We start from the raw sequence: 22,703 nt of genomic DNA, 5'->3' as shown, positions 1-22,703 counted from the left end.
AATGATAACCTTCGGGAACATGGATCTGGGTACTTGTTTCACCCAAATTCAGGATTTCACCCGTATGCCCCTCCGGATTAACTGAGTCACCAACCTGATTGTCATTATTAACATCTAAATAATGAACAGTAATGTTGCTTAGACCATTCGCCTGATAGTATAGGTTAACTGGATCAACAGGCTTAGTGCCTAAGGTTCGAATTATGGTGCCTTTACCAAGTGCGGTGTATCCGTCAACTTGATAGTCTTTACTTTGTGGGTCAACCGTGATCTTCTCTCCAACATTACCGCCAATTCTAATGGGTGTTCCGAAAGATTGGGATGTTGGTTGCCCTTTTTCATCAGCCAAGTAATGATTGATAATTAATGCATTCGCACCATTTTTGTCAATTGGATTACCTGTTACATACACATGAACATTCTGCACTTTGGTTGTGTATATTGGATTATTACTCTGGCTCTCACCAGCAGGCATCTCAGACTTATTCGAACGATGATAGCCATCTGGAATTTGAACTTTGGACTTATCATCCAAATTCAGAACTTCACCAGTGTGACCAGCTGGCACTTGGATTTTAAATTTCGTACCGTTAACATTGGTATCAATCAGGTGAACGTTAATGGTAGAAGCTTCATCCCCGGTGTAGTAAATATTCACATTCTCATGAGTATTTAGGCCCACTTTCACAGGTTTAACGACTTGGTTTGGAACGATTGTGTAACCATTGACCTTTTGTGGCTCTTTGCTCAGGTCCACTGAATATTTTTGACCAAATCGGATATTCAAAGGGTGATCAGGTGCGACTGTTTGATTGGTTGGTTTCCCTTGTTCATCTTGTCGTAAATGATGGACAGTAATGGCGTTTTGTACCATATCCCCTGTAACGTATACATTCACATTTTGCTCTGTTTCAGAATATATTGGATCCGCTGGTTGCGTATGACCATTTAATTCCTCACCAGTCGCTTTGTGATAGCCGACAGGAATGTTCAAATTCTTGTTATCATTTAAATCAAGCTTTTCACCAGTCTTACCGGTTGGAATATAGGTCCATACGGGGTGATCAGGATCGCCGTTCACATCAATATCATGAATGGTAATGTTGCTACTGTTATTGGCAGCGTAATACAAGCTTACCGGATCAACCTTGCCTGTTCCCAATGTCCGGGTGACAACATTTTTACCAACAGCTGTATATCCGGGAACAGCATAATGAACATCTTGCGGATTAATGGTGATGGTTTGACCCACTCGACCGCCAATCGTAACTGGAGTTCCAATTGCCTTTGATGTTGGCTTACCATTGTCGTCAACCAGATAATGATCGATTGTTAAGGCATTTTCGGACGTGTCATCAATCGAATTGCCATTTACATAAACATTCGCATTTTGTTTAGCAACAGTCCATTTTAATTCAGGAATTTGCGTCTTGCCATTGCTCTTCAAATCAGCATCAGTTGCCCAATGATAACCTTCAGGTACGTGAATTTGAGTGCTTGTTTTGGTCAAATTAAGCTCGTCACCTGTCTGTCCTTGCGGATTAACAGGGTCTCCAACTGGATTATCATTGTTCACATCAAGGAAATGGACGGTGATGCTGTTTTGCTGATTTGGTGAATAATGAAATGCCCATTCTTGACCGGGAGCATTATTTAAAGTCCATGGCTTGTCTTGTTGTCCTGGCACCAATGTATATCCTGGCACCTGCTGTTCCGGATCACTAAGCTTCAAATCGATGGTGTCACCGACAGTGCCTTTGACTTTTCGATCATCCTTTACATGATCCCATGTATTACCCTTTAAGTAGTGAACTACAAGGGCGTTGGCATCAGTAAGCTCATCTCCAGCAACATAAATGTTCACATTTTTTGGAGTCGTGTCATAAACTGGATTCTTAACAGGCTGGGTATGGTCTTTCAATTCGCTTCCGGTTGCATAGTGATAACCACTCCCCTTAACGGCTTGAACAAAGGAACTATTTTGAGAAACGTCCAATATGTCTCCGGTATGGTGGCCCTTTGGTTCATCAGTACTGAGAGTATGATCGTTTTTCGCATTGACCACGTTAACCGTAATATTATTTTGAGGATCAGCAGTGAAGTAAAAGTTGGCTGTACTTCCCTTTTTAGATTGGAGAACCCAGCTCTGATCACTCTGTCCGGGAACAATCGTATAACCGGGATGGGCAGCCTTTTTAGCTGCGTCAACCGTAGCAACTACGGTATCACCGACATTTCCACCAAGTGAAACATCCTTCCCAACTTTAACGTCATTAGAATCTTTTAGTAAGTCGTGGAGAGTAAATGCATTTGCATCACCTGGCTTTACGGTATCACCCGCAACATAAACAGTTACCGTTTGTTTCTTGGCAGTATACGCCGGATTTGTCTTTGGCTGAACCTTATCCGTCACCTTATCCGCTGTAAAATCACCAGCCGTTGCATAGTGATAGCCATCCGGAATAACTGTCTTCAGATATGGACTGTTTGCCGTGACATCAATTTGATCATCTGTCTGATGGTTCTTCGGTACATCGGTATTCACAGTCTCATCATTTTTAACATTAACTAAGTTGACTGTCACATTATCTGGCTGAACAACCGTGACTTTGACGATTGGAGAAGTTGATACGTGCATTCCATCTATACTGTATTCAAACAGGAGGCCATAAATGCCTGAGTGATTTGTAACCTTATCAGAATCAACCACATGCTTTGCTGCGTCAATAACTGTATTTGATAATGATTGATCATCAAATGGTACCGGCTTGCCAGAAGCATCAGTCACAGAAGTAAGGGCTTTAGTTGGATCAAACTGGTCGCCAACATTATATGTTACAGGATGAACATCAATTTTGGCCTTACTTTCAATAACCGTGGCATGAACTGTCTTGGAAACCGAGGGAAGTTGACTACCCTGATAGCCATACTGTGGGATTGTGTAAGTAACATCATATGTTCCAGGAGTCTTATTGTCCCCATCGGAAGTTACCTGAATATTATACGAAGGCAAGTGGGTTCCATCTTTGGCAATTACACTGACATTTTTGAGATCAGAACCAAAAGGTTGGCCTGTATACATCGTGAAATCATTAGCCTTAATTGCCGTTTGGGTCTTGGCAAAATAATATGTGATGTCTTGAGGATCCTTAGTCATAGTTAATTGATTCTTGAGGACATCAAAATCTCCAGTACCTGTTCGAACAGCACGATCAAAGTAATATTGACCCCCGCTTTCGATTTTTTGAATCGCGGCGGTGGCATCAGTCAGCTCCGTTGCTTCACCAAGTCTGCCATAGACCTCAGAAACACTAGGCGCATTTGGAATTGGATTGTTGTCTTCATCAACAAACTTCACATTGGCAATTCCGGAAACTGTATATTTAAAGCTTTTAAGCTGGAATTTTTGTTTTCCATAAAGCTCCCCCGTAGAGGCGGAGATGATAAATGATAAAGCCTTTTTGTTTCCAGCCCAGGCGGATACATCGTGGCTCCAAGTCAATGTCTTGCCGGAAGTTGTATTGTCAAATGTCGCCGTCATCACATGACTCTTACCGTCATAGTCAATCTCGATTGGATAGAACTTGTTTGGCTCTAATTGTCCATACCCTAATGATTTTGGAGCGGCTGGATCTGTTTCACTTTGTGGATTGTAAGTCCGATAAGTATTGTCTTTGGCATCGTATGCAAAAGCTCCAAACGCATCCGTGTTTGGATAATAACCACCCGCATATGCTTGACCAGGACCCTTACCAAACTTACCAGGATCATCACGTTCTGGATTTGAGTATGTATCCAGTTTAAATCCAAATCCATTCTGCAACCCTCCCATGCCAAAATCAGACCCATATTTTCCCACAGAACCCACTGGAGAACTGTTAAATCCAAAGGTAATTCCATCTGCCCACTCAGTTTCGGGATGTTCATGGTTTCCCAACATAACTGCACCCTTTAACTGAAAGCTATCTCCCATATACATCTTAGTTTGGAGAGTCGTATTCCCGGCTTGTCTTGGCAGGTCCATTGTTAAACCGAATTTACCTGTAGTTGCATCCCAATCATTGAAATAGTGTTTTGTGAAATATTGCAGGAATGTGGCCGGCGTCACTGTAACCACACCAGGACCATCAGGAATATCGGTTTTCGCTGTTGTACCAGTTGCTTTCGCATCATCCGCTTGAACTTGAAGTCCGCTAACGGTTTGTTGTGAATTGTTATCGGGTTCATTCGCACCTAACTGTGGGTATGAAGATTTAACAGGTTGAGCAGCGGACTGCACAGGATTGGTTGCAGCTGCGGTGTTGTTTTCTGTCGTTGACGTATATGGTTCTACTTGTTTATCAACGGAATTATTTTGAGCTTTTTTGTCCTGAACTGGTTGTGCTACTGTTGGTGAAACATTACCATCCACTTTCGCATCAGCTGGTGCATTCTCAGCAGGAACCGGCGTGGCAGCAGTATCACTACCGGTTTGTGTCTCGCCAACCGTTTGGACAGCCTGCGGATCACTTGCCTTCTCCACAGCTGGAGCAGTCGCAGCCTGCTTCAACTCAGTAGTGGGCAAAGCAGCTGTCTTGTCCACTACTGCCGGCGTTGGATCAGTCATCACCGCTTTTTCCGTCTGCGGAACAGAACCATCCACATTGGAATCCGCGCGAACGTTTCCGCCGGACATGCTTAAGCCCGCGCTCAAGCCAATAACCGCAAGTCCGGCAAACACCCATTGTTTACCGGCCTTGTACATTTTGAAATGGACCTTTCGATCTTGATCTTTCCATAAATTATGCATAGAAAAAAATCCCCCTTCAAAGTAGTTGGCAGTAACCCGCGAAATACCCCATGTATCACGTTGCTTGGCTAATGTCACTGTTAGGTTATCACAAAAAGTGGGATTTTTAAATACTTTATGGGATATATTTTTATACTTGGTATTATTTTATATATTTATTTCCCCCTGAACGCATAAAAAAAGAAGATAGATTATTTTCTATCTTCTACAATCTTTACATATTAGATAACCATTTTAAGTCTGGTCGCACTTACTGAAGTACTCCGATAAATCTTTTCAATCGTCTTCTCGTAATCGCTATTGGCAACTCCGAAAACGACTTTAATGTCGGACCCTTCTTGAACCACTAAATGAATTTTGATTTGGCTGTTGTCCAACAAATCTAAAATCTTACCGGCAATGGCTGGGCGTTTTCCCAGCTGTGAGGAAACAGCCGCAACCATTGCGATATTCTTTTCTAATTTCACGTTGTCCAACTGGCATTCCGACTTCAAAGCACTAACAATTGCCATCAGCTTACCGTCAACGTCTGCTCGTTTTGCCAAGAATTGAACCGAATCAGTTCCGGCTGGAACATAGTCAAATTTTACGCCGAACTTTTGAATGACTGAGAATACTTTGGCCATGACGTCAAGGCGCTTGTTCAACTGGTACTTCTGGATTGAGATCACAACGTAATCTTTCTTACCGGCAATTCCAGTAACCAACTGATGGCCATTTTTTTCAGCTGAATCGACCACCAGGGTCCCATCTTCTTCAGGATGATTGGTATTCAAAATGGCGATCGGAATCTGCTTTTCTTTGGCCGGTTGAATGGCTTCTTCCTGAAATACGCTAATGCCCATGTATGACAATTCTTGAAGCTCTTCATAAGTCAGTTCGTTAATCTTACGGGAGTTGCTGATAATCCGTGGGTCAGCCATCTTAATACCGGACACGTCAGTCCAGTTCTCGTACAAATCAGCGTCCACGAAGTTTGCCAGCAAAGCGCCTGAAATATCACTCCCACCACGAGGCATCAAGTGAGTCATTCCATTTTCATCAACCCCATAAAAGCCGGGAACAACGATATGGTCGTCATAGCTCATGAAATCACGGAGACGGTTAATTGATTCACCATAATTGACACCATTTTCGTCAAATACCAAGAAACGGGCAGCATCAATGAATTGGTAGCCTAAAAAGTTGGCCATTAATTTGGCAGTTAAAAATTCACCGCGAGAAACCAGGTAGTCATGGCTGCAAGTTGGGATTTCTTTGCCAATCTTCTTGAGGTCGGTTTCAATGCCCACCTTCAAACCAAGTGCATCCCTAATTCCCACAAAACGGCTCTGAATATGATTGAACACCGGCATATAATCTTCACCCGCGTCTCTCAATTTTTCGACTTGAATCAACAGATCGGTGACCTTCACGGCCTCACTATCACTTTTACCTGCGGCACTCACCACGATTACTTTACGATCTGCATTTGCTTCAACGATTGCGCGGACTTTTTTGAACTGGCCTGCGTCTGCTACTGAACTTCCACCAAATTTAGCTACTTTCATTTTGCTGCTCCTCCTTTCTTAGTTGGTAAACTTGCCATGAATGCTGATTCATCGCGTTGTAACACTTTTCTCATCAATCGGTGCATCTCACCGACCGGAATATTGTGAATCAATAGGTAGTCGCCGCGAAGTTCTGTTTCAAACCCTTTGAATAACGGCGAGCAGTCAATTTCTGATCGAACAATGTAATCATTCTTGGTCAAATTAGGCTGGAACTTGAAGCTGCTTTTGAATTCGCGCTTCAAATGTTCCTTGCCTTGATAAATATCCAGGATATCTTGAATCACGGCGTTGGCAGTTGGTAATTGTCCAGCTCCCTGACCCATAAACTTCAGGGTCCCGATGGTTTCACCAATCAGTGAAATCAAATTGTAGTTGTCGCGGGTGTGGGCCTCCAAGGTATCGCCGTAGTACAAGGTTGGCTCAACCATGTAATCAAATTCATTGCCCCGCTGATGACTCTTACCCATCAACTTAATGGTCATCCCCAACTTATCAAAATGCGTCATGTCGTCTTCGGTAATATTTCGAATCCCGAAGATTGGCAGCTCGGCAGTTGGCTTGATGAAGAGGTCATAAGCGATGTCAACGCTGATACATAACTTGTTGGCAACGTCGATGCCGTCAATATCGGCACTTGGATCAGCTTCCGCATATCCTAATTGCTGGGCCTCCATCAACACTTCATTGAAAGGTTTTCCGGTGCGGTGCATCTGATCAAGGATGAAATTGCTGGTTCCGTTGAAAATTCCCTGAATCTTGGTGACATCATCAACCCGCAAGGCTCTTTCCAACCCTTGAATCCAAGGAATCCCACCACCGACACTTGATTCAAAGTAGAACTTAGCGTCATTTTCAGCAGCAATCCTGGTAAATTCATCCATGTACTCAGCAATGACCGCTTTGTTGGCGGTGATCACATGCTTCTTATGTTTTAAAGCATCAACTATGTATTGATGGGCAGGTTCGATACCCCCGATAACTTCAACGACAACGTCAACATCTTTATCATTTAAAATTTCATCAATACTATCAGTCATTTCCGGTAAATCCGGTTTTTTATTTTTTCTGATTAAAATATGCCTTACATGGAGGTTTTGGGCTTGGCGCTTTGCATTCTGTATAATTTTGTATACGCCGGAACCAACTGTCCCAAATCCTAATATTGCAATATTCACAGCTCAAACCTCCAATTTTCTCGTGTTCACAAATAATAAACACTTGTATTTAACATGAAAACAGATTATCATATAAATCATAGAAATGCAAGGAGTAAAGTTGATGAATAAATATTATACGAGCACCAGAAACAGTTCAGTGCAAATTTCAGCCAAGCAAGCCATCAAGAAGGGCTTCGCTGATGACAAGGGTCTCTTCGTTTATCCCGACTTGGAAAAACTCCAAGTAAACTTTGAAAAATTAATCAAATTAAATTACCAAGATATTGCCAGAGCAGTCCTAAGTATCCTATTACCTGACTTTTCCGCTGACGAAATTGATGAAAGTATCGATGCCGCATACAAATCAAGCTTCGATACGCAAAAGATCACCCCAGTGGTTAATGTCGACAACTTCCACGTCTTGGAATTGTTCCATGGGCCAACCAGTGCATTTAAAGATGTCGGCCTTCAATTATTGCCTCAATTAATGAAACATGTTTTGAGCGACAATAATAAGGTAATGATTCTAACTGCTACCAGTGGAGATACTGGAAAGGCTGCTCTGGAAGGCTTCAAGGACCTGGCCAACATGGGAATTATCGTCTTTTACCCGGACGGCGGTGTCAGCAAAATTCAAAAGCTGCAGATGATTACAACCGGCGGCGATAACACCAAGGTTGCCGCAATTGAAGGTAACTTCGACGACGCTCAGACCAACGTTAAACGGATTTTCAATGATGAAGAATTGAAGAAATCCCTCGGTGACGAGGTCAGCTTATCCAGTGCTAATTCGATTAATATTGGCCGGCTCATCCCCCAAATCGTTTATTATTTTGACTCATACAAACAATTGGTGAATGACGGCTCTATCAAAGTTGGAGACAAGGTCAACTTCACCGTTCCAACTGGAAATTTTGGTGATGTATTGGCCGGTTACTACGCTAAGATGCTCGGCCTTCCAGTGAGCAAATTCGTTGTCGCATGTAATGAGAACAACGTTTTGGCCAACTTCTTCAACCATGGTGTATACGACCGTAACCGCCCATTCTTCCAGACGGTTGCCCCAAGTATGGACATTCAAATTTCAAGTAATTTTGAACGTCTCCTCTACTATAAGAGCGGTGAAGATACCGATTACGTTAAACAATTAATGGACGACCTGGAAGATACCGGCAAGTATGAAGTTTCAAAGAAAGTTTTGGCGAATATTCAAGAAGACTTCTATTGTGGCTACAGTACCGACGACGATATTGAGAACTCAATCGCCCAGGTCTATGAAGAAAACGGCTACTTGATGGATCCCCACACAGCTGCCGGATACAAAGTGATGCGCGACTATCAAAAGATTGATCCGGATACGCCAATGATTCTGTTAAGTACCGCCAGCCCATATAAATTTGTCAATGCGGTGGCCAATGCGGTGCTGCCGGAAACTTCCGATGACGTTCAACAGGTTATGAAAGATTTACACGAAGCAACTCACGCACCGATTCCCGATAACTTGAGAAAAGTGTGGGATCTGCCTGTCCGTCACGAAAGCATCCTACAAAAAGATCAAATGACTGATTATGTGAAACAAAAAGTTGAGGAGGTATTCTATGATAAAGATCAAAGTTCCAGCAACTAGCGCCAACGTCGGCGTCGGCTTTGACTGTCTCGGTTTGGCGGTGTCTTATTATTCCACCATTACATTTGACGAAAGTTCGGAGCGTCTTATCATCACAGGATCCCCCAAAGAATTTCAAAATGAAAACAATCTAGTGTACAAAGCATTTGTTAAGGGTTGTAACTTCTTAGACAAACCCGTTCCCAACGTAAAAATTGACATTGAAGGTGACGTCCCGGTTGCTCGTGGATTGGGCAGCTCATCGGTCTGCGTTGTTGCCGGATTAAAAGCAGCCAGCGTTTGGTACGATGACGCCATTTCAACTGATCAGTTGTTAGTGTTGGCAACTCAGATGGAAGGCCATCCTGATAACGTAACCCCGGCTATTCTTGGTGGCTTGTGCGTCTCGTTTCTCGATGATCAAAATGAACCCCAGGTTATCCAATATGGCGTCAGTGACAAGTTGCACTTCGTTGCCATGATTCCGGATTACGAAGTCAGCACCCACGAAGCCCGCAAAGTGTTACCAACAACTTTAAGCTACGCGGATGCAATTCATCAGGTCAGCCACTGTACTGCGATGACCAAAGCTTTGGAGATCGGTGACACCCACATGATTCATGAAGCATGCGATGACCGCATGCATGAACCATACCGGGCTAAATTGATTCCGGATTACAGCCAAGCTAAAAACATTTCCGAACAGTTTGGCGGCACAATGTACATTAGCGGCAGTGGTTCAACGATGATGGCCATCACCGCAGACGAAAAAGACGCAGATCGAATCGTTGCCGATGCCAAAGTGGCATTTCCAAAGTGGATTGTCCGCAAGATGGCAGTCGATTCAACCGGTGTAGTGAGTGAGGTAAGTGAACGTGGAAAAGTATTACATCGTTGATAGCTCGATTCTCCCAGAGTCTTTTGATAAGGTGATTCAAGCCCGCCAACTGTTGGAGAGCGGCAAGGTTAAGCAGGTCAGTGAAGCTGTAAAGGTCGTCGGCATCAGCCGGGGGACCTTTTACAAGTACAAGGATCTGGTCTTCTTGCCCGAAGAAGGAATGATGGACAGAAAAGCCGTCATCTCCTTGATGCTCGAAAACCAGCGCGGCATCTTGTCGAAGGTTCTGACAACCATTTCAGAGACGAATGCCAGCGTATTAACGATTAACCAAAACATCCCCATTCATAACATTGCCAGTATCGTGATCTCGCTGGACCTGAGCAACCTGACCGGCACCATCGATAATCTGTTGGAGAAAATCCGGCAGGTCGAAGGCGCAAGCAATGTCCAGCTGGTGTCAATTGAATAGAGTGCGAAGAGACCCGGGTTTCCCCGGTGTGTAAGTCAGAAATTCCAATGAGGAACGGTCTTTGTTCCTCATTGGAATTTTTTGTCTTACATAGAGGGGACAGGGTCGTCACCAAGTAGGCTAGGCAGGCATTCTGCCGGCCGTCGAAGCAAATTTAAAAACAATCTATCTGAAGTTTGAAAGCAGCATCAATCCAAATGAAGCTAATTTGGGAATAATGATGGGTTCTGAAGCTGACACTTGACGAATTGATGAAGTGAATTTGAAAAAATATCCATAACAAAAAAACGTCTACCACAACAAGCCGGATTGGTGCTTGTTATGGTGGACGCTTTTGGCTGATCTACCTCAAAGATACTTCGGGAAGCCTTATTTTAAGAGGCCTTGTCGGTCCTTTTTGAGGACGACTAAGTAGAGTATCCCTAGAAAGACGATACCAATTATGCCAATCGTCCAAAGGGAGCTGGCCATCGTGCCAGAGCCATTGTGGAAGTATAACGTGTTTGTGATGGTATCCATACTGAAGCGCATTGGCGTCCAGCTATAGATCCATGTCCGAGAGGGACTTGGTAGAAGCTCCGGGGCGTAACTCAGGACCGCCGCAGAGGATATCCAAACTAGGATAATCAGTGGCCACCCCTTGAAACCGGCCCAATCCAAAACACATGTTTGGATGAGAAAGAAAACGAAGGTATTACCAATTAATAACCAAATAAGCGTGCTGGCATCCGGGACGACAACGTCGAAACAGTTGTGGGCGAAGAAGTAGATTGACAGTCCCGAGACAATACTTACAAGTCCGCCTGCCAAAACTTGACTAGTCAGATGGCGAATGGTCCACCGGCCAGCTGGCTTGGTCTTATGGAAGACTCGCCAAATCAGCATCGAACCGACTAGTGCGGCGAGCCAGGCAAAGACGATGAACAACATGGGCGCCATCCCACTAACACTTTTATTCGGGATGCGGTTGACGGTCGTGATATTCGTCTTGATGGGCTGACCAATAGCCTGCCAGTTAGCGGTACTTAGATAAATTTTATTCCCCGCCAGAACTTTCTGTTCCTGCTGGCTGATCTTTTGACCTAATGCGGTTCCAATTGCAGGCAAAGCCTTGGTAAGTGCCTGGGCAACCATCACGTTCATGCCTTGATTGATTTTGACAGAAAGCGGTGCGGCTTGAGGTGCAGTAGCTGTATGCTCTTTAGTAAGAGCTAATTGAGCCTTCATCATGGGCGACAATGTCTGACCAGACTTCTGCACGGCCGTTAACTTCTGCTTGACAATCAAAGACTTCACATAAGTACTTTGACTTGTTAGATTGCGGGTGAAGTGGTGATTAATGATCAAAGCACCATAGTAACGCTTGTCGTTGAATCCCCGTTTGAGACTGGATGCGTGCATGACGGTCACCCATTTGATCTGAGAGTCGTGACCAGTAAATTTTTTTCGCAGCTTATGATCAATTTTCTGCGCAGACTTTCCCGTGTCTTCATTGACGAGTGCAACGGGTACCCGGTGAAGTTGAACATTATTTTTGACACCAACTTGTAAAGTGGCGAACACACCAACAATAGCAAACACTGCTAGCAAGGCTAGCCAGATTCCCTTGTTTTTAAAGACCTTAAACATATTCTATATCTCCTCTTACTTTCGTTTTGATAAATGAAGTATAGAAGAGAAATCAATGGGTCACCAGTTACAAAATGAGGGCTGCTGACAACTAAGCAGGCATTTGGCAGTATGTGTCACGTTAAACGACACATGTTATAATATTGTCAATAATACCGGAGGAGTTGTTAGGATGACGGACCTTAGAACCAAGCGAACCGATAGAGCGATCCAGCAGGCTTTTATTCAATTGGTTAACCAAGAAGGTTTCCAACATGTGACCGTTACGGATATTGCGACGGAAGCCATGATCAACAGGCAAACGTTCTATAAACATTATGTTGATAAGTATGCGTTGGCCGAAACGATGATCAAGGCTTTTGCAGATGAATATGCCAAAGCGCTGGAAAAACGGTTGACGATCAACCACGCCAACCTGTCTTTCGAAGATCTATTCACGCAGCTTTCACCTGAACTTCAGGAGCTGCTGGGGGAACGAGAACGGGTAATCGCCTTACTTACGATTCAAACGAACACTGGAACGCTGGAACAAGCCTTGTGGAAAGTGGCTTCTTCATACTTTAAAAAAATCATTCCTAGGGAAATATCACCCTTGGAACAAACCGTCTTATCCAGTCTATCGATCAGTGTTCTGACGTATGTCATGCATCATAACCACGTCTTACGCCCCGAAGAAATTCATGAAATATTGGTTGATATTCTTACCTTATTTCCAATGAAGACGCATTGACCAGAGTTGAAGTCTATAAGTCTGATTGATTTTCGACAGATTTCTTTCTGTGGTTGATATTTTGCTGATTGAAGTCGCTTGTATCAAATCTGAGCAGAAAACTGATGCCCAGCTTCTAAGTTTTAGAATTTAATCAAATATCCCAGCACCCCATCCTTGATGTCCACTATCAAGGATTTTTTATTTTCATATTAATTAAATATTCAACTGTAAGCCTTTACCAACTTGAAAATTGTTTCACTGTCCGCATATAATACATAATTGTATGCATTTACCGATTTAAAAGTATTCTGGAGGAAATCATGGCAAACAGCCAGCAACCAAACGCACCCAAAAAATTCCATTTATCTCAGAATCATCATATGACGATTCCTTGGAAATCATTCACGTTGGACGAATCTGTCCCTGCCAAAGAAGCCGGCTTGAGGGAACGGGCTTCAATCGTTGGCCGGGTTGGAATTGTGATGCTCTCATGTGGAACCGGAGCCTGGCGGGTTCGTGATGCCATGAACACCGTTGCCCGAGTCTTGGGATTAACCTGCTCGGCGGATATTGGGCTCAGTTCCCTGCAGTTTACGTGTTTCATCAACGACCACAGTTATTCTCAAGTTCTCGCTTTACCCAACACCGGTGTGAATACTGACAAGTTAAACTCCCTAGAAAACTTTGTGAACAATTTTGAACGAGATTTTGGCACAGCAACCGTTAAACAAATTCATACCAGAATTAGTGAAATCGAAAAGCGGCCCGTTCAATATAGTCCGATCATTTCAGGGTTTGCGGCTGCATTAGCCTGCAGCGGATTTATTTTTTTGCTTGGCGGTGGGATTCCCGAAATGATTTGTTCCTTCATTGGCGCTGGAATCGGCCAATTTTTCCGGGGAACAATGGGTAAGCAACACATTACGACAATTGCAAGTATTGCCATTGCCGTTGCGATTGCCTGTTTGGCATATATGTTTTCGTTTAAAATATTTGAAGCCAACTTTCAAGTACTGGCTCAGCACGAGGCCGGCTACATTGGTGCCATGCTGTTCGTGATTCCCGGTTTTCCCTTTATTACCAGCTTCCTGGATATTTCCAAGCTGGATATGAGATCGGGTCTGGAACGAATGGCTTACGCAATTATGATCACAGCCGTCGCTGCTTTGGTTGGTTGGCTGGTGGCGCTCTTGTTTGATTTTCGTCCAGAAAACTTCCTGCCGTTGGGATTATCCCCAATCGTGTTAATGTTGCTCAGAATTCCGGCCAGTTTCTGTGGGGTCTATGGCTTCTCAATTATGTTTAACAGTTCACAGAAAATGGCCATGACTGCCGGCCTAATCGGTGCCGTTGCCAATACACTACGACTGGAAATGGTCGACTTAACGAGTGTGCCACCGGCAGCTGCAGCATTTATCGCTGCTTTGGTAGCGGGACTAATTGCATCCCTGGTCAACCGCTATAATGGATACCCAAGAATCTCACTAACAGTTCCTTCAATTGTCATCATGGTCCCAGGACTATACATCTACAGAGCAGTCTATAGCATCGGTATTAACCAAATAAGTGTCGGCGCATTGTGGCTGACAAAGGCAGCGTTAATCATCGTCTTCTTGCCAATGGGATTGTTCGTAGCCCGGGCGTTAATGGATAAGGAGTGGCGGCACTTTGATTAAGAGTGTGAGTCAGAGCGATTAGCAATCGGAGTATAAGTTAGCTTGTGATGAAATCGAGTTTGATTTCGGCACAAGTTGGCTTATATGCAGGTTGCTGCTCTGGCGAACACGTTTCGGCTAGAGTGCGAGCCAAGCCGCTTAGCTACTAGGCAGGCGTTTGCCAGCCGTCGGAGCATTTATTTAATAAGGAGTATTGATGTGGTTATGCATCAATACTCCTTATTGGATAAAGCGGAAGAAGCTGGCTTGGGGAGCACGTTTCAACAAAGTAACATTCCCACCACTAACCACCAACAAAAAAACCGAACCCAAAAGAGTCCGGCCTGGCACAATCACGATCCTACTTAATAATAATCACCCGGCCGTCATGCTTTTCCTCAAGCAGTTGATGGCCTTTTACAAATCCATCCCGATTAAACGGCAGCTTATAGCCAATATTGATATCCAGCTTGCCGTCTCGCATTAAATCGATAACTGCCTGCAAGGCTTCTCGATCAGTCATGGCATTGGTTGGGAAGATATGCACAAACTTCAATGGTTTGTCAGTCATTGGCGAATTGTGGGCAACACTGGCAATGACACCGTTTGGTTTGACCATTTTGACATCATCATCCGTTCCGGCCCCGTTCATTGCGGTGTTGAGAACAACATCACCAGTATCAGCTAGAACAGTGGCAGGATCTTCCTGATCATAAGCAACAAACTGTGTGGCACCGATTGATTTCACATATTCTTCATTATGACTGGATGCAATCCCAATCACATTGGCGCCAAGATCAGTCGCAATCTGAACTGCAAGTGAACCAACACCACCGGAAGCGCCCTTGACAATGACCGTCTGTCCTGGTTGAACATTGGCAAAATACTTAACTGCTTTATAAGCAGTCAACCCGGGGGTAATAATCCCAGCTGCTCTGGTCGGTGTAATTCCATCCGGCACAACAACTGTTGCGTCTAAATCACCCACGACAAATTCAGCATATCCGTTTTCTGTGTGGGTCATAACCATTTCACCAACGCCTAATTCGGAAACCCGATCACCAACTTGGACAATCTCGCCAACAACATCCCGGCCTGGAATATAAGGTGATGACAAGCCACCGCCCATACCGGCACGTTCTGCCCGCTCACGGTTATTTAACCCAACAGCAATCGTTCGAATCAGTACTTGGTTAGCCGATGGTTTCGGCTCAGGTACCTCATATTCTTGAAATACGTCTGGATCCCCATGTTGTTCATATCCATATGCCTTCATGTTATTTTCCTCCTCATTTGTCTAACTAGCGCCATTGTAAGCGCAATCACAAAATGGAGCAAGGAAGTCGAATCGACAGGATAATGTTAAAATTTGGTATTTTTCTCGTAAATATTTGGAAAAACGATACCTTCGTCAGCAATTTTATGGCATGCTTGTTTAGTAAATCAAAATAAATTGGGAGTTAGCATTATGTTAGATATTATCAAAGCAATTATTCTTGGAATCGTTGAAGGAATCACTGAATTCCTACCAATCAGTTCAACCGGACATTTAATCTTAGTCAATGAATTTATCAAAATGAGCCAGTCCACTCAGTTTACTGATATGTTCAATGTTGTCATCCAGTTGGGTGCTATCATGGCCGTGGTTGTCATATACTTCCACAAATTGAATCCACTGTCCCCAAAGAAAACCCACGTTGAACAACACGACACCTGGATCTTGTGGTTCAAAGTCGTCGTCGCCGTTCTTCCTTCAGTTGTCATTGGGTTGTTGTTTAACGATTGGATGGATGCTCACCTGATGAACTGGCAGGTTGTCTCGGCAATGCTGCTGCTCTATGGTATTCTGTTCATCGTAATCGAAAACCGAAACGCAAACCGGCAACCACAATTTACCGATCTCGGTCGTCTATCATATAAGACCGCATTTATTATCGGAATGTTCCAACTTCTCTCACTCGTACCAGGAACATCGCGTTCAGGTGCAACCATCCTTGGTGGGATCTTGATCGGAACTTCGCGTTACGTTGCAACCGAGTTTTCGTTCTTCTTAGCCATTCCAACGATGTTCGGCGCTTCTCTACTGAAAGTCTATAAATACTTCAGTAACGGCGGTGCCTTCACTGGACTCCAAACGGCCATTCTCCTTACTGGAATGTTTGTATCGTTCGTAGTCGCTTACTTCGCAATCAGATTCCTGCTTAACTACATTCAGCACAATAACTTCAAAGTGTTTGGATGGTACCGAATCGTTTTGAGTATCATTGTTATCGTTTATTTCGGTTTCTTAGCCCACTAACAACAAAACCAGTTACCAATTCATATTGGCAACTGGTTTTTTGTTTACTTTAAAGGCTTCCCATCAGACAATCGAACACCAAGAAGCCAGGTTAGCATTTCAGGTAACATACTCTGCCAATAAAGCCAATCATGGCCGCCGGGACCAGTGTGGTATTCAACCTTCATTTTCAGATTGTCTCGCATATGATTGACAAATGAGTCATTGGAAGACTTCAGAGGATCCTGGTCCCCGACACAATAAAAGCATCGAAGACGGCCCAGTTCTGAAAGCGGTGCTGTGGTTGCCAATATTTCAAGATAATGATCTAATCTCATACCATCACGATCATCAATCAGCCGATAATCCGGCATCATCGACTTGAGCTCAGTCAAATCAACAACGGGTGACATGGGAATCACAGCACTAAACCAATCCGGATGGGTGAATGCCAGCTTCAATGCCCCAAATCCTCCCATCGATGCACCACCAACAAAATTATCTTGAGGATCAACTGACAATGGCAAGAGTTTTCGCATTTCAGGTATCACTTCTCGGGTCAGATATTCCCAATAAGGCAGACCGTCTTTTGTATTCATATAGAAACTTCGATTCATCTCTGGGGTGATTACAGCCAGATTAGTGTATTTGGTCAAAACTTCCAAATTTGTTTTCCGAATCCAACCACTGCCGTTATCGCCTAATCCGTGGAGCAGCCAAAGGACCTGTAGTTTCTTGTCTGTTTGGATTTCATTTGGTAAAAGGACATGAACTGTCGTCTGTTCTTCTAATGTGTTCCAGGCGCGGGTCAAGCTGAGAATTGCCATTAATTTTCTCCTTCAATTACTTAAACTTATTAAGTTGATCGTCTGCTATATCCAACAGAAGCTTTTTGTCGTCATCATTCTTAACAGTTTCTGCAAGCTGATACAAGCGCATATAATTAACGTGGGCATCCGTGATTGTCCCAGTATCATCTTGAATATCTTTGGCAAGCTTGGCACTCTTATTGGCTTTACGGGTGGCAAAATCTGCAAATTGGGTAGAAGCATACCGTAATGTTTTGGCCCGCTTTCTCACATGGTGAACTTGCGGATAGTCATCCGAATCAAGCCTTTCAAACATTTTCATCAGTTTATGATATCTTCGATGCATTTCTTTGACAATATACTGATGCAGGTCATCATTGCCAGAGAACTTTAACGCTGACACTTGCTTGTGAGCTTGCTGGAGTTCATTCTTCAATGTTGTCATGGCTTCATCTGCCAGCGTTCGTTTCATTTCTTCTTGGCGATCTTCACGCAGCACGCTGAACAAATGCTGATAGTTCGTTTCTTTGTCGGGGTGGGCATATGCGTATGCGCCGGCCTGCTCGATCAGGACATCCAACTCCCTCAAATCACTGAACAGCATAGCGGCCTGACTCAAATTGGAATTAATGACGTCATAGCTTTCTGGCGTAATTCGCCGCTTCAAAAACTTGATTAGACCGCGCAATGTGCGAATGGTTACCCGCAGGTCATGCGTTCGATCCGGATCATATGGATTGTTCAGATAGCGAACCAGTTCCACCTGAATGGCCTTGTATCTTTCCTGCAGAATCGTTTGAATCGACATGTTTGGTTCCCCCTTTTCGTAAGCTCGATCATTCACTTTACCGTTTACAATGCCTATTTGCCTTTAATGTAGCATATTTTGATAATGATAGGTTAATAATTCGTACCGAATTTGTTGAAACAAAAAAGCTGAAGCAGGTTATCCTGCTTCAGCTCAATAATTGCTGATTTTCGGTCGATACCATCGTATCCATGAATGTTTGTTTCTACTCAAAAAATGAATCGAAGAACTTATCTGCCAAACTGCCACCAGTGCTTTTTCTTTCCTGCTTCTTGAAATCGCGCATTGCTAGGCTGATAGCTGTCAGGAATTTTGTCCTCCGCATTATCTTCTTCATTAACTGATTCTGGAATGGTTTGCTTAATTGAAGAAGTACCTTTGCTTTCCAACTGCTTTAGCTTGTTTTGAACATCTAGCTGCAGCCGCTGTGATTGATCAAGAAGTTGATGCAATTCTGCGATTTGTTTATCCTTTGCATCAATCTGCTTTCTCTGGTCCTCAAGCTGTTCTGCCAACAAAGCAGTCTGCTTGTCGCTGCCCTTAACTGATAACTGGTTAGCGGTTTGCTTTTGCTCTTCTTTTGCCACGTGGTCTTCCTGGCTCTTGAATTGACCTTTGAGAACTTCAACACCCTCATCTTTGATTAGGATCTTGTTTCCCTTTTTTATCGTGTATGTATCTCTGAACTTGTCGTCCATATGTTTTCTAATTGCAGTTTTCGATACCGATAATTCGTCCGCCAACTCTTTAATAGTCAGTTCCATAATGTCGCCCCCAACATGAGTAATTTAGTTTGCGAACAGACTGTTCGCAGTCGCACATCACTATTATAGTGATTAACACACAGTTCGGCAAATAAATTCTGAAGTTTCCTACCAAATAATTATAACAAAGGCCTTTCGAAAATGAGATTTTAATTAGATTTTATGTTGACAATCTCATTAAAAATGCGGTAAACTACTCGCATGCTGAATGTTAATTTAACAGAAAACTTGTTGATTTGTAAGAGTTTTTTACATAATTAGTGATCGAGGGATAATGCCGCGATCGTTTTCGTATTTACAATGTGTGGTTTCCACATTGAACGGTTTGCTATTATCAAAAGTTTTCGTTTAGCGATCAAAATTCATATTGAGATTAGGAGTGATTAGATGAGTCGTTTAACTGATAAAATGTTTCGAAAAGAAGATCCACTTGTCTATCAAGACAAGGATTCCCATTTGATCCGAAGCTTGACTACAAAGGATTTCCTGGCACTGGGTGTTGGAACCATTGTTTCAACCTCTATCTTCACACTGCCCGGCGTTGTTGCCGCGCAACATGCCGGTCCTGCCGTTGCTCTTTCATTCTTGGCTGCAGCGATTGTTGCCGGGATTGTGGCCTTCGCTTATGCTGAAATGGCCGCCGCAATGCCATTTGCCGGTTCCGCTTATTCCTGGATCAACGTTGTGTTTGGCGAGTTCTGGGGCTGGATTGCCGGTTGGGCATTGCTTGCCGAGTATTTCATTGCCGTGGCGTTCGTTGCTTCCGGGCTTTCGGCCAACTTCCAAGGATTGATATCACCTCTGGGGGTTAAACTTCCAGTTGCTTTATCAACCGCTTCAACTGGAACCAATGGCGGTTTGATGGATCTCATCGCCATTGTTGTTATCCTATTGGTTACTACACTACTTTCTCGTGGTGCATCCCAAACCGCTCGTGTTGAAAACACATTGGTTATTCTTAAAGTTATTGCTATTTTAATTTTTATCTTCGTTGGTGCCACCGCACTCAAAATGAGTAACTATACTCCATTCATTCCTAAGTACCACGTTAACGCCGATGGTTCTGCTTTCGGTGGCTGGCAAGGAATTTATGCCGGGGTTTCAGAAATCTTCCTGGCCTACATTGGATTTGACTCAATCGCTGCCAACTCAGCCGAAGCCAAAGATCCACAAAAGACCATGCCACGAGGAATCCTTGGATCACTTGTGATTGCCGTATTCCTGTTCATCGCCGTATCACTGGTCTTAGTCGGAATGTTTAAGTATTCTGCTTATGCAAACAACGCTGAACCAGTTGGCTGGGCATTACGTCAAAGCGGTCACGGATTAATTGCGACCGTTGTTCAAGCCATCGCCGTTGTCGGAATGTTCACCGCTCTGATTGGTATGATGCTGGCAGGATCTCGTTTGATCTACTCATTCGGTCGTGACGGCCTGCTGCCAAAATGGCTTGGTAAATTGGAAAGCAACCTGCCTAATCGGGCTTTAATTGTTTTAACCATTATTGCTATCGCCTTGGGTGCCTTCTTCCCATTCACTTTCTTGGCCCAACTGATTTCAGCTGGTACCCTGATCGCATTCATGTTCGTTTCCCTTGGTGTTTATGCATTACGTCCACGTGAAGGAAAAGACATCCCGATGCCAAGCTTTAAGATGCCACTCTATCCAGTATTGCCTGCACTTGGCTTCCTGGGTGCCCTTGGAATCTTCTGGGGCTTGGACATTCAAGCTAAGACATATGCTCTTGGCTGGTTCATTTTGGGAATGATCATCTACTTCGCATATGGGATGAATCATTCAACAGCTACGATTGATAAAAAAGCTGAACACGAAAAAGACTAACAAAGGTTGGTGATTTCATGGGTAAATTAGACAAAGCTACAAAATTAATTGATGAAGAAAATCAGTACTATGCTCGTTCTGCGCGAATCAACTATTATAATTTGGTGATCGACCACGCTCATGGAGCAACATTGGTGGACGTCGACGGCAACAAATACATTGATTTGCTGGCAAGTGCCTCCGCAATTAATGTTGGTCATACCCATGAGAAAGTGGTCAAAGCAATCACTGATCAAGCACAGAAGTTGATCCATTACACACCGGCTTATTTTCACCACGTTCCAGGAATGGAACTTTCTGAAAAGTTAGCGAAAATTGCACCCGGGGACTCACCTAAGATGGTGAGTTTCGGGAACTCCGGTTCAGACGCAAACGATGCGATTATCAAGTTTGCGAGAGCCTATACCGGCCGCCAATACATTGTTTCTTACATGGGTTCATACCATGGATCAACTTATGGTTCGCAAACCTTATCGGGAAGCAGTCTCAATATGACCAGAAAAATTGGTCCAATGCTCCCCAGTGTGGTTCACGTTCCGTATCCTGACTCATACCGGACTTACCCTGGCGAAACCGAACACGATATTTCCTTACGTTATTTCAATGAATTCAAGAAACCTTTTGAATCATTTCTGCCGCCTGACGAAACTGCCTGTGTCTTAATCGAACCAATCCAAGGTGATGGCGGAATTGTCAAAGCACCGGAAGAATATATGCAGCTGGTTTATAAATTCTGTCATGATAACGGCATCCTGTTTGCAACCGATGAAGTCAACCAAGGACTAGGTCGAACAGGTAAGATGTGGTCAATTCAGCAATATAAAGATATTGAACCCGACTTAATGTCCGTTGGTAAATCACTGGCTTCCGGCATGCCGCTGAGTGCTGTGGTTGGTAAAAAAGAAGTTATGCAGAGTCTTGATGCCCCTGCCCACTTGTTTACAACTGCTGGTAATCCTGTTTGTTCAGCTGCTTCACTTGCAACCCTGGACGTTATTGAGGATGAAGGTTTGGTTGAAAAATCAGCCAAGGACGGCGCTTATACCAAGCAACGGTTCCTCGACATGCAAAAACGTCACCCAATGATTGGTGATGTCCGCATGTGGGGTCTCAATGGTGGTATTGAATTGGTCAAGGATCCAAAGACCAAGGAACCTGACAGTGACGCCGCAACAAAAGTTATTTACTATGCTTTCGCCCATGGCGTTGTTATCATCACCCTGGCAGGCAATATCCTGCGTTTCCAGCCACCGCTGGTCATTCCAAGAGAACAACTTGATACTGCTCTCCAAGTCCTCGATGATGCCTTTACTGCCGTTGAGAACGGTGAGGTTACCATTCCAAAGGATACAGGGAAGATTGGGTGGTAAAAGCAGAGTGTGAACCAAACCGGTTAGTTTCTGTTACGTAAGATTGAAAATCTAAGTAAACCAAAAGGCGAGAATCCAAATCCAGGATTCTCGCCTTTTTGATACTCTGTCAATAACTTGAGCTCTACTATAATTGACAGACTCGGATAGGAGGTAAGGATGCATACAACAATCAAAAAGCTGCTGCTAAAATTCATTTTACTTACATCATTGTATAACAGCGCACTAGGAATTTGGAGTGGCACGATCTACCTATTCATGAGACACATCCATTATACATATGCGGACATCAACGTTTTTCTCGCGATATTTTGGGTGGTGACGTTTTTTGCAGAATTGCCTTCAGGAATTTTGGCGGACAAATTCTGAAGAATTAACGTGTTCATTTTGAGTTGTATAACCAGAAGCACCGGATTATTAT

At 43.7% G+C, this 22,703-nt stretch carries 17 protein-coding genes; 9 read left to right on the top strand and 8 right to left on the bottom strand.

Annotation, left to right across the window (positions count from 1 at the left end; all coding sequences use genetic code 11):
• The 3 genes from FD17_RS09520 to FD17_RS09510 form a co-directional block, all read right to left on the bottom strand.
• The coding region (locus tag FD17_RS09520; protein WP_082617187.1) for a lectin-like domain-containing protein at nucleotides 1-4,789 on the bottom strand (4,789 nt) is incomplete at its 3' end.
• 221 nt (nucleotides 4,790-5,010) lie between these two features.
• Nucleotides 5,011-6,339, bottom strand: coding sequence for an aspartate kinase (locus FD17_RS09515; RefSeq protein WP_057825958.1), 1,329 nt, complete (start codon nucleotides 6,337-6,339; stop codon nucleotides 5,011-5,013).
• Entirely contained in the window at nucleotides 6,336-7,517 is a 1,182-nt protein-coding gene (locus tag FD17_RS09510; RefSeq protein ID WP_057825957.1) for a homoserine dehydrogenase, read from the bottom strand. Before FD17_RS09510 ends, FD17_RS09515 begins: the two co-directional genes overlap by 4 nt.
• Nucleotides 7,518-7,620: 103 nt before the next feature.
• Here FD17_RS09510 and thrC point away from each other — a divergent pair, with 103 nt between their 5' ends.
• From thrC to FD17_RS09495, 3 genes are read left to right on the top strand one after another with little or no spacing between them, the layout of a single operon-like run.
• A complete protein-coding gene (gene thrC / locus FD17_RS09505) occupies nucleotides 7,621-9,126 on the top strand; it encodes a threonine synthase (RefSeq protein WP_057825956.1) in 1,506 nt (501 codons plus the stop codon).
• Entirely contained in the window at nucleotides 9,098-10,003 is a 906-nt protein-coding gene (thrB, locus tag FD17_RS09500; protein ID WP_057825955.1) for a homoserine kinase, read from the top strand. Before thrC ends, thrB begins: the two co-directional genes overlap by 29 nt.
• Nucleotides 9,981-10,415, top strand: a complete 435-nt coding sequence (locus tag FD17_RS09495; protein ID WP_057825954.1) for an ACT domain-containing protein — start codon at nucleotides 9,981-9,983, stop codon at nucleotides 10,413-10,415. Before thrB ends, FD17_RS09495 begins: the two co-directional genes overlap by 23 nt.
• Nucleotides 10,416-10,784: 369 nt before the next feature.
• On the opposite strand, the gene FD17_RS09490 is transcribed toward FD17_RS09495, so the two are convergent.
• Complete coding sequence (locus tag FD17_RS09490) at nucleotides 10,785-12,044, bottom strand: YhgE/Pip domain-containing protein (protein ID WP_057825953.1); 1,260 nt, start codon at nucleotides 12,042-12,044, stop codon at nucleotides 10,785-10,787.
• A gap of 172 nt (nucleotides 12,045-12,216) precedes the next feature.
• Here FD17_RS09490 and FD17_RS09485 point away from each other — a divergent pair, with 172 nt between their 5' ends.
• Nucleotides 12,217-12,774 carry a TetR family transcriptional regulator gene (locus FD17_RS09485; protein WP_057825952.1) on the top strand — a complete coding sequence of 186 codons (558 nt, stop codon included), beginning with the start codon at nucleotides 12,217-12,219 and terminating at the stop codon, nucleotides 12,772-12,774.
• 302 nt (nucleotides 12,775-13,076) lie between these two features.
• Nucleotides 13,077-14,432, top strand: a complete 1,356-nt coding sequence (locus tag FD17_RS09480) for a threonine/serine exporter family protein (protein ID WP_057825951.1) — start codon at nucleotides 13,077-13,079, stop codon at nucleotides 14,430-14,432.
• Between the two features lie 340 nt (nucleotides 14,433-14,772).
• Here FD17_RS09480 and FD17_RS09475 read toward each other — a convergent pair whose 3' ends face one another.
• Nucleotides 14,773-15,687, bottom strand: coding sequence for an NADP-dependent oxidoreductase (locus FD17_RS09475; protein ID WP_057825950.1), 915 nt, complete (start codon nucleotides 15,685-15,687; stop codon nucleotides 14,773-14,775).
• Nucleotides 15,688-15,879: 192 nt separating this feature from the next.
• Here FD17_RS09475 and FD17_RS09470 point away from each other — a divergent pair, with 192 nt between their 5' ends.
• On the top strand, nucleotides 15,880-16,710 hold the full coding sequence (locus FD17_RS09470; protein ID WP_057825949.1) for an undecaprenyl-diphosphate phosphatase: 831 nt from the start codon (nucleotides 15,880-15,882) through the stop codon (nucleotides 16,708-16,710).
• Between the two features lie 44 nt (nucleotides 16,711-16,754).
• Here FD17_RS09470 and FD17_RS09465 read toward each other — a convergent pair whose 3' ends face one another.
• The 3 genes from FD17_RS09465 to FD17_RS09455 form a co-directional block, all read right to left on the bottom strand.
• Nucleotides 16,755-17,516 (bottom strand): alpha/beta hydrolase, encoded by a 762-nt coding sequence (locus FD17_RS09465; protein ID WP_057825948.1) that lies wholly within the window; start codon nucleotides 17,514-17,516, stop codon nucleotides 16,755-16,757.
• A gap of 16 nt (nucleotides 17,517-17,532) precedes the next feature.
• The gene (locus tag FD17_RS09460) at nucleotides 17,533-18,306 is read right to left on the bottom strand and encodes a CHAD domain-containing protein (protein ID WP_057825947.1); all 774 of its coding nucleotides are present in this window, start codon (nucleotides 18,304-18,306) and stop codon (nucleotides 17,533-17,535) included.
• Between the two features lie 230 nt (nucleotides 18,307-18,536).
• Nucleotides 18,537-19,070: an HTH domain-containing protein gene (locus tag FD17_RS09455; RefSeq protein ID WP_057825946.1), complete on the bottom strand. Its 534-nt coding sequence runs from the start codon at nucleotides 19,068-19,070 to the stop codon at nucleotides 18,537-18,539.
• Nucleotides 19,071-19,457: 387 nt separating this feature from the next.
• Here FD17_RS09455 and FD17_RS09450 point away from each other — a divergent pair, with 387 nt between their 5' ends.
• From FD17_RS09450 to FD17_RS13390, 3 genes are all read left to right on the top strand, one after another.
• The gene (locus tag FD17_RS09450) at nucleotides 19,458-20,912 is read left to right on the top strand and encodes an APC family permease (protein ID WP_057825945.1); all 1,455 of its coding nucleotides are present in this window, start codon (nucleotides 19,458-19,460) and stop codon (nucleotides 20,910-20,912) included.
• A gap of 17 nt (nucleotides 20,913-20,929) precedes the next feature.
• Nucleotides 20,930-22,282, top strand: a complete 1,353-nt coding sequence (locus FD17_RS09445; protein ID WP_057825944.1) for an aspartate aminotransferase family protein — start codon at nucleotides 20,930-20,932, stop codon at nucleotides 22,280-22,282.
• 159 nt (nucleotides 22,283-22,441) lie between these two features.
• Nucleotides 22,442-22,651 carry a hypothetical protein gene (locus FD17_RS13390; RefSeq protein ID WP_191983138.1) on the top strand — a complete coding sequence of 70 codons (210 nt, stop codon included), beginning with the start codon at nucleotides 22,442-22,444 and terminating at the stop codon, nucleotides 22,649-22,651.
• Nucleotides 22,652-22,703 lie beyond the last annotated feature (52 nt).

It is taken from the genome of Lentilactobacillus sunkii DSM 19904, assembly GCF_001435575.1.
GTDB lineage: Bacteria > Bacillota > Bacilli > Lactobacillales > Lactobacillaceae > Lentilactobacillus > Lentilactobacillus sunkii.
The sequence above is the reverse complement of the archived record's forward strand: the minus strand, read 5'-3'. Positions and strand labels throughout refer to the sequence as shown.

Excerpts from the sequence above, each read along its gene's own strand:
- FD17_RS09515 (WP_057825958.1), bottom strand. The coding sequence starts at position 6,339 with ATGAAAGTAGCTAAATTTGGTGGAAGTTCAGTAGCAGACGCAGGCCAG.
- thrC (WP_057825956.1), top strand. The coding sequence starts at position 7,621 with ATGAATAAATATTATACGAGCACCAGAAACAGTTCAGTGCAAATTTCA.
- thrB (WP_057825955.1), top strand. The coding sequence starts at position 9,098 with ATGATAAAGATCAAAGTTCCAGCAACTAGCGCCAACGTCGGCGTCGGC.
- FD17_RS09490 (WP_057825953.1), bottom strand. The coding sequence starts at position 12,044 with ATGTTTAAGGTCTTTAAAAACAAGGGAATCTGGCTAGCCTTGCTAGCA.
- FD17_RS09485 (WP_057825952.1), top strand. The coding sequence starts at position 12,217 with ATGACGGACCTTAGAACCAAGCGAACCGATAGAGCGATCCAGCAGGCT.
- FD17_RS09480 (WP_057825951.1), top strand. The coding sequence starts at position 13,077 with ATGGCAAACAGCCAGCAACCAAACGCACCCAAAAAATTCCATTTATCT.
- FD17_RS09475 (WP_057825950.1), bottom strand. The coding sequence starts at position 15,687 with ATGAAGGCATATGGATATGAACAACATGGGGATCCAGACGTATTTCAA.
- FD17_RS09470 (WP_057825949.1), top strand. The coding sequence starts at position 15,880 with ATGTTAGATATTATCAAAGCAATTATTCTTGGAATCGTTGAAGGAATC.
- FD17_RS09465 (WP_057825948.1), bottom strand. The coding sequence starts at position 17,516 with ATGGCAATTCTCAGCTTGACCCGCGCCTGGAACACATTAGAAGAACAG.
- FD17_RS09460 (WP_057825947.1), bottom strand. The coding sequence starts at position 18,306 with ATGTCGATTCAAACGATTCTGCAGGAAAGATACAAGGCCATTCAGGTG.
- FD17_RS09455 (WP_057825946.1), bottom strand. The coding sequence starts at position 19,070 with ATGGAACTGACTATTAAAGAGTTGGCGGACGAATTATCGGTATCGAAA.
- FD17_RS09450 (WP_057825945.1), top strand. The coding sequence starts at position 19,458 with ATGAGTCGTTTAACTGATAAAATGTTTCGAAAAGAAGATCCACTTGTC.
- FD17_RS09445 (WP_057825944.1), top strand. The coding sequence starts at position 20,930 with ATGGGTAAATTAGACAAAGCTACAAAATTAATTGATGAAGAAAATCAG.
- FD17_RS13390 (WP_191983138.1), top strand. The coding sequence starts at position 22,442 with ATGCATACAACAATCAAAAAGCTGCTGCTAAAATTCATTTTACTTACA.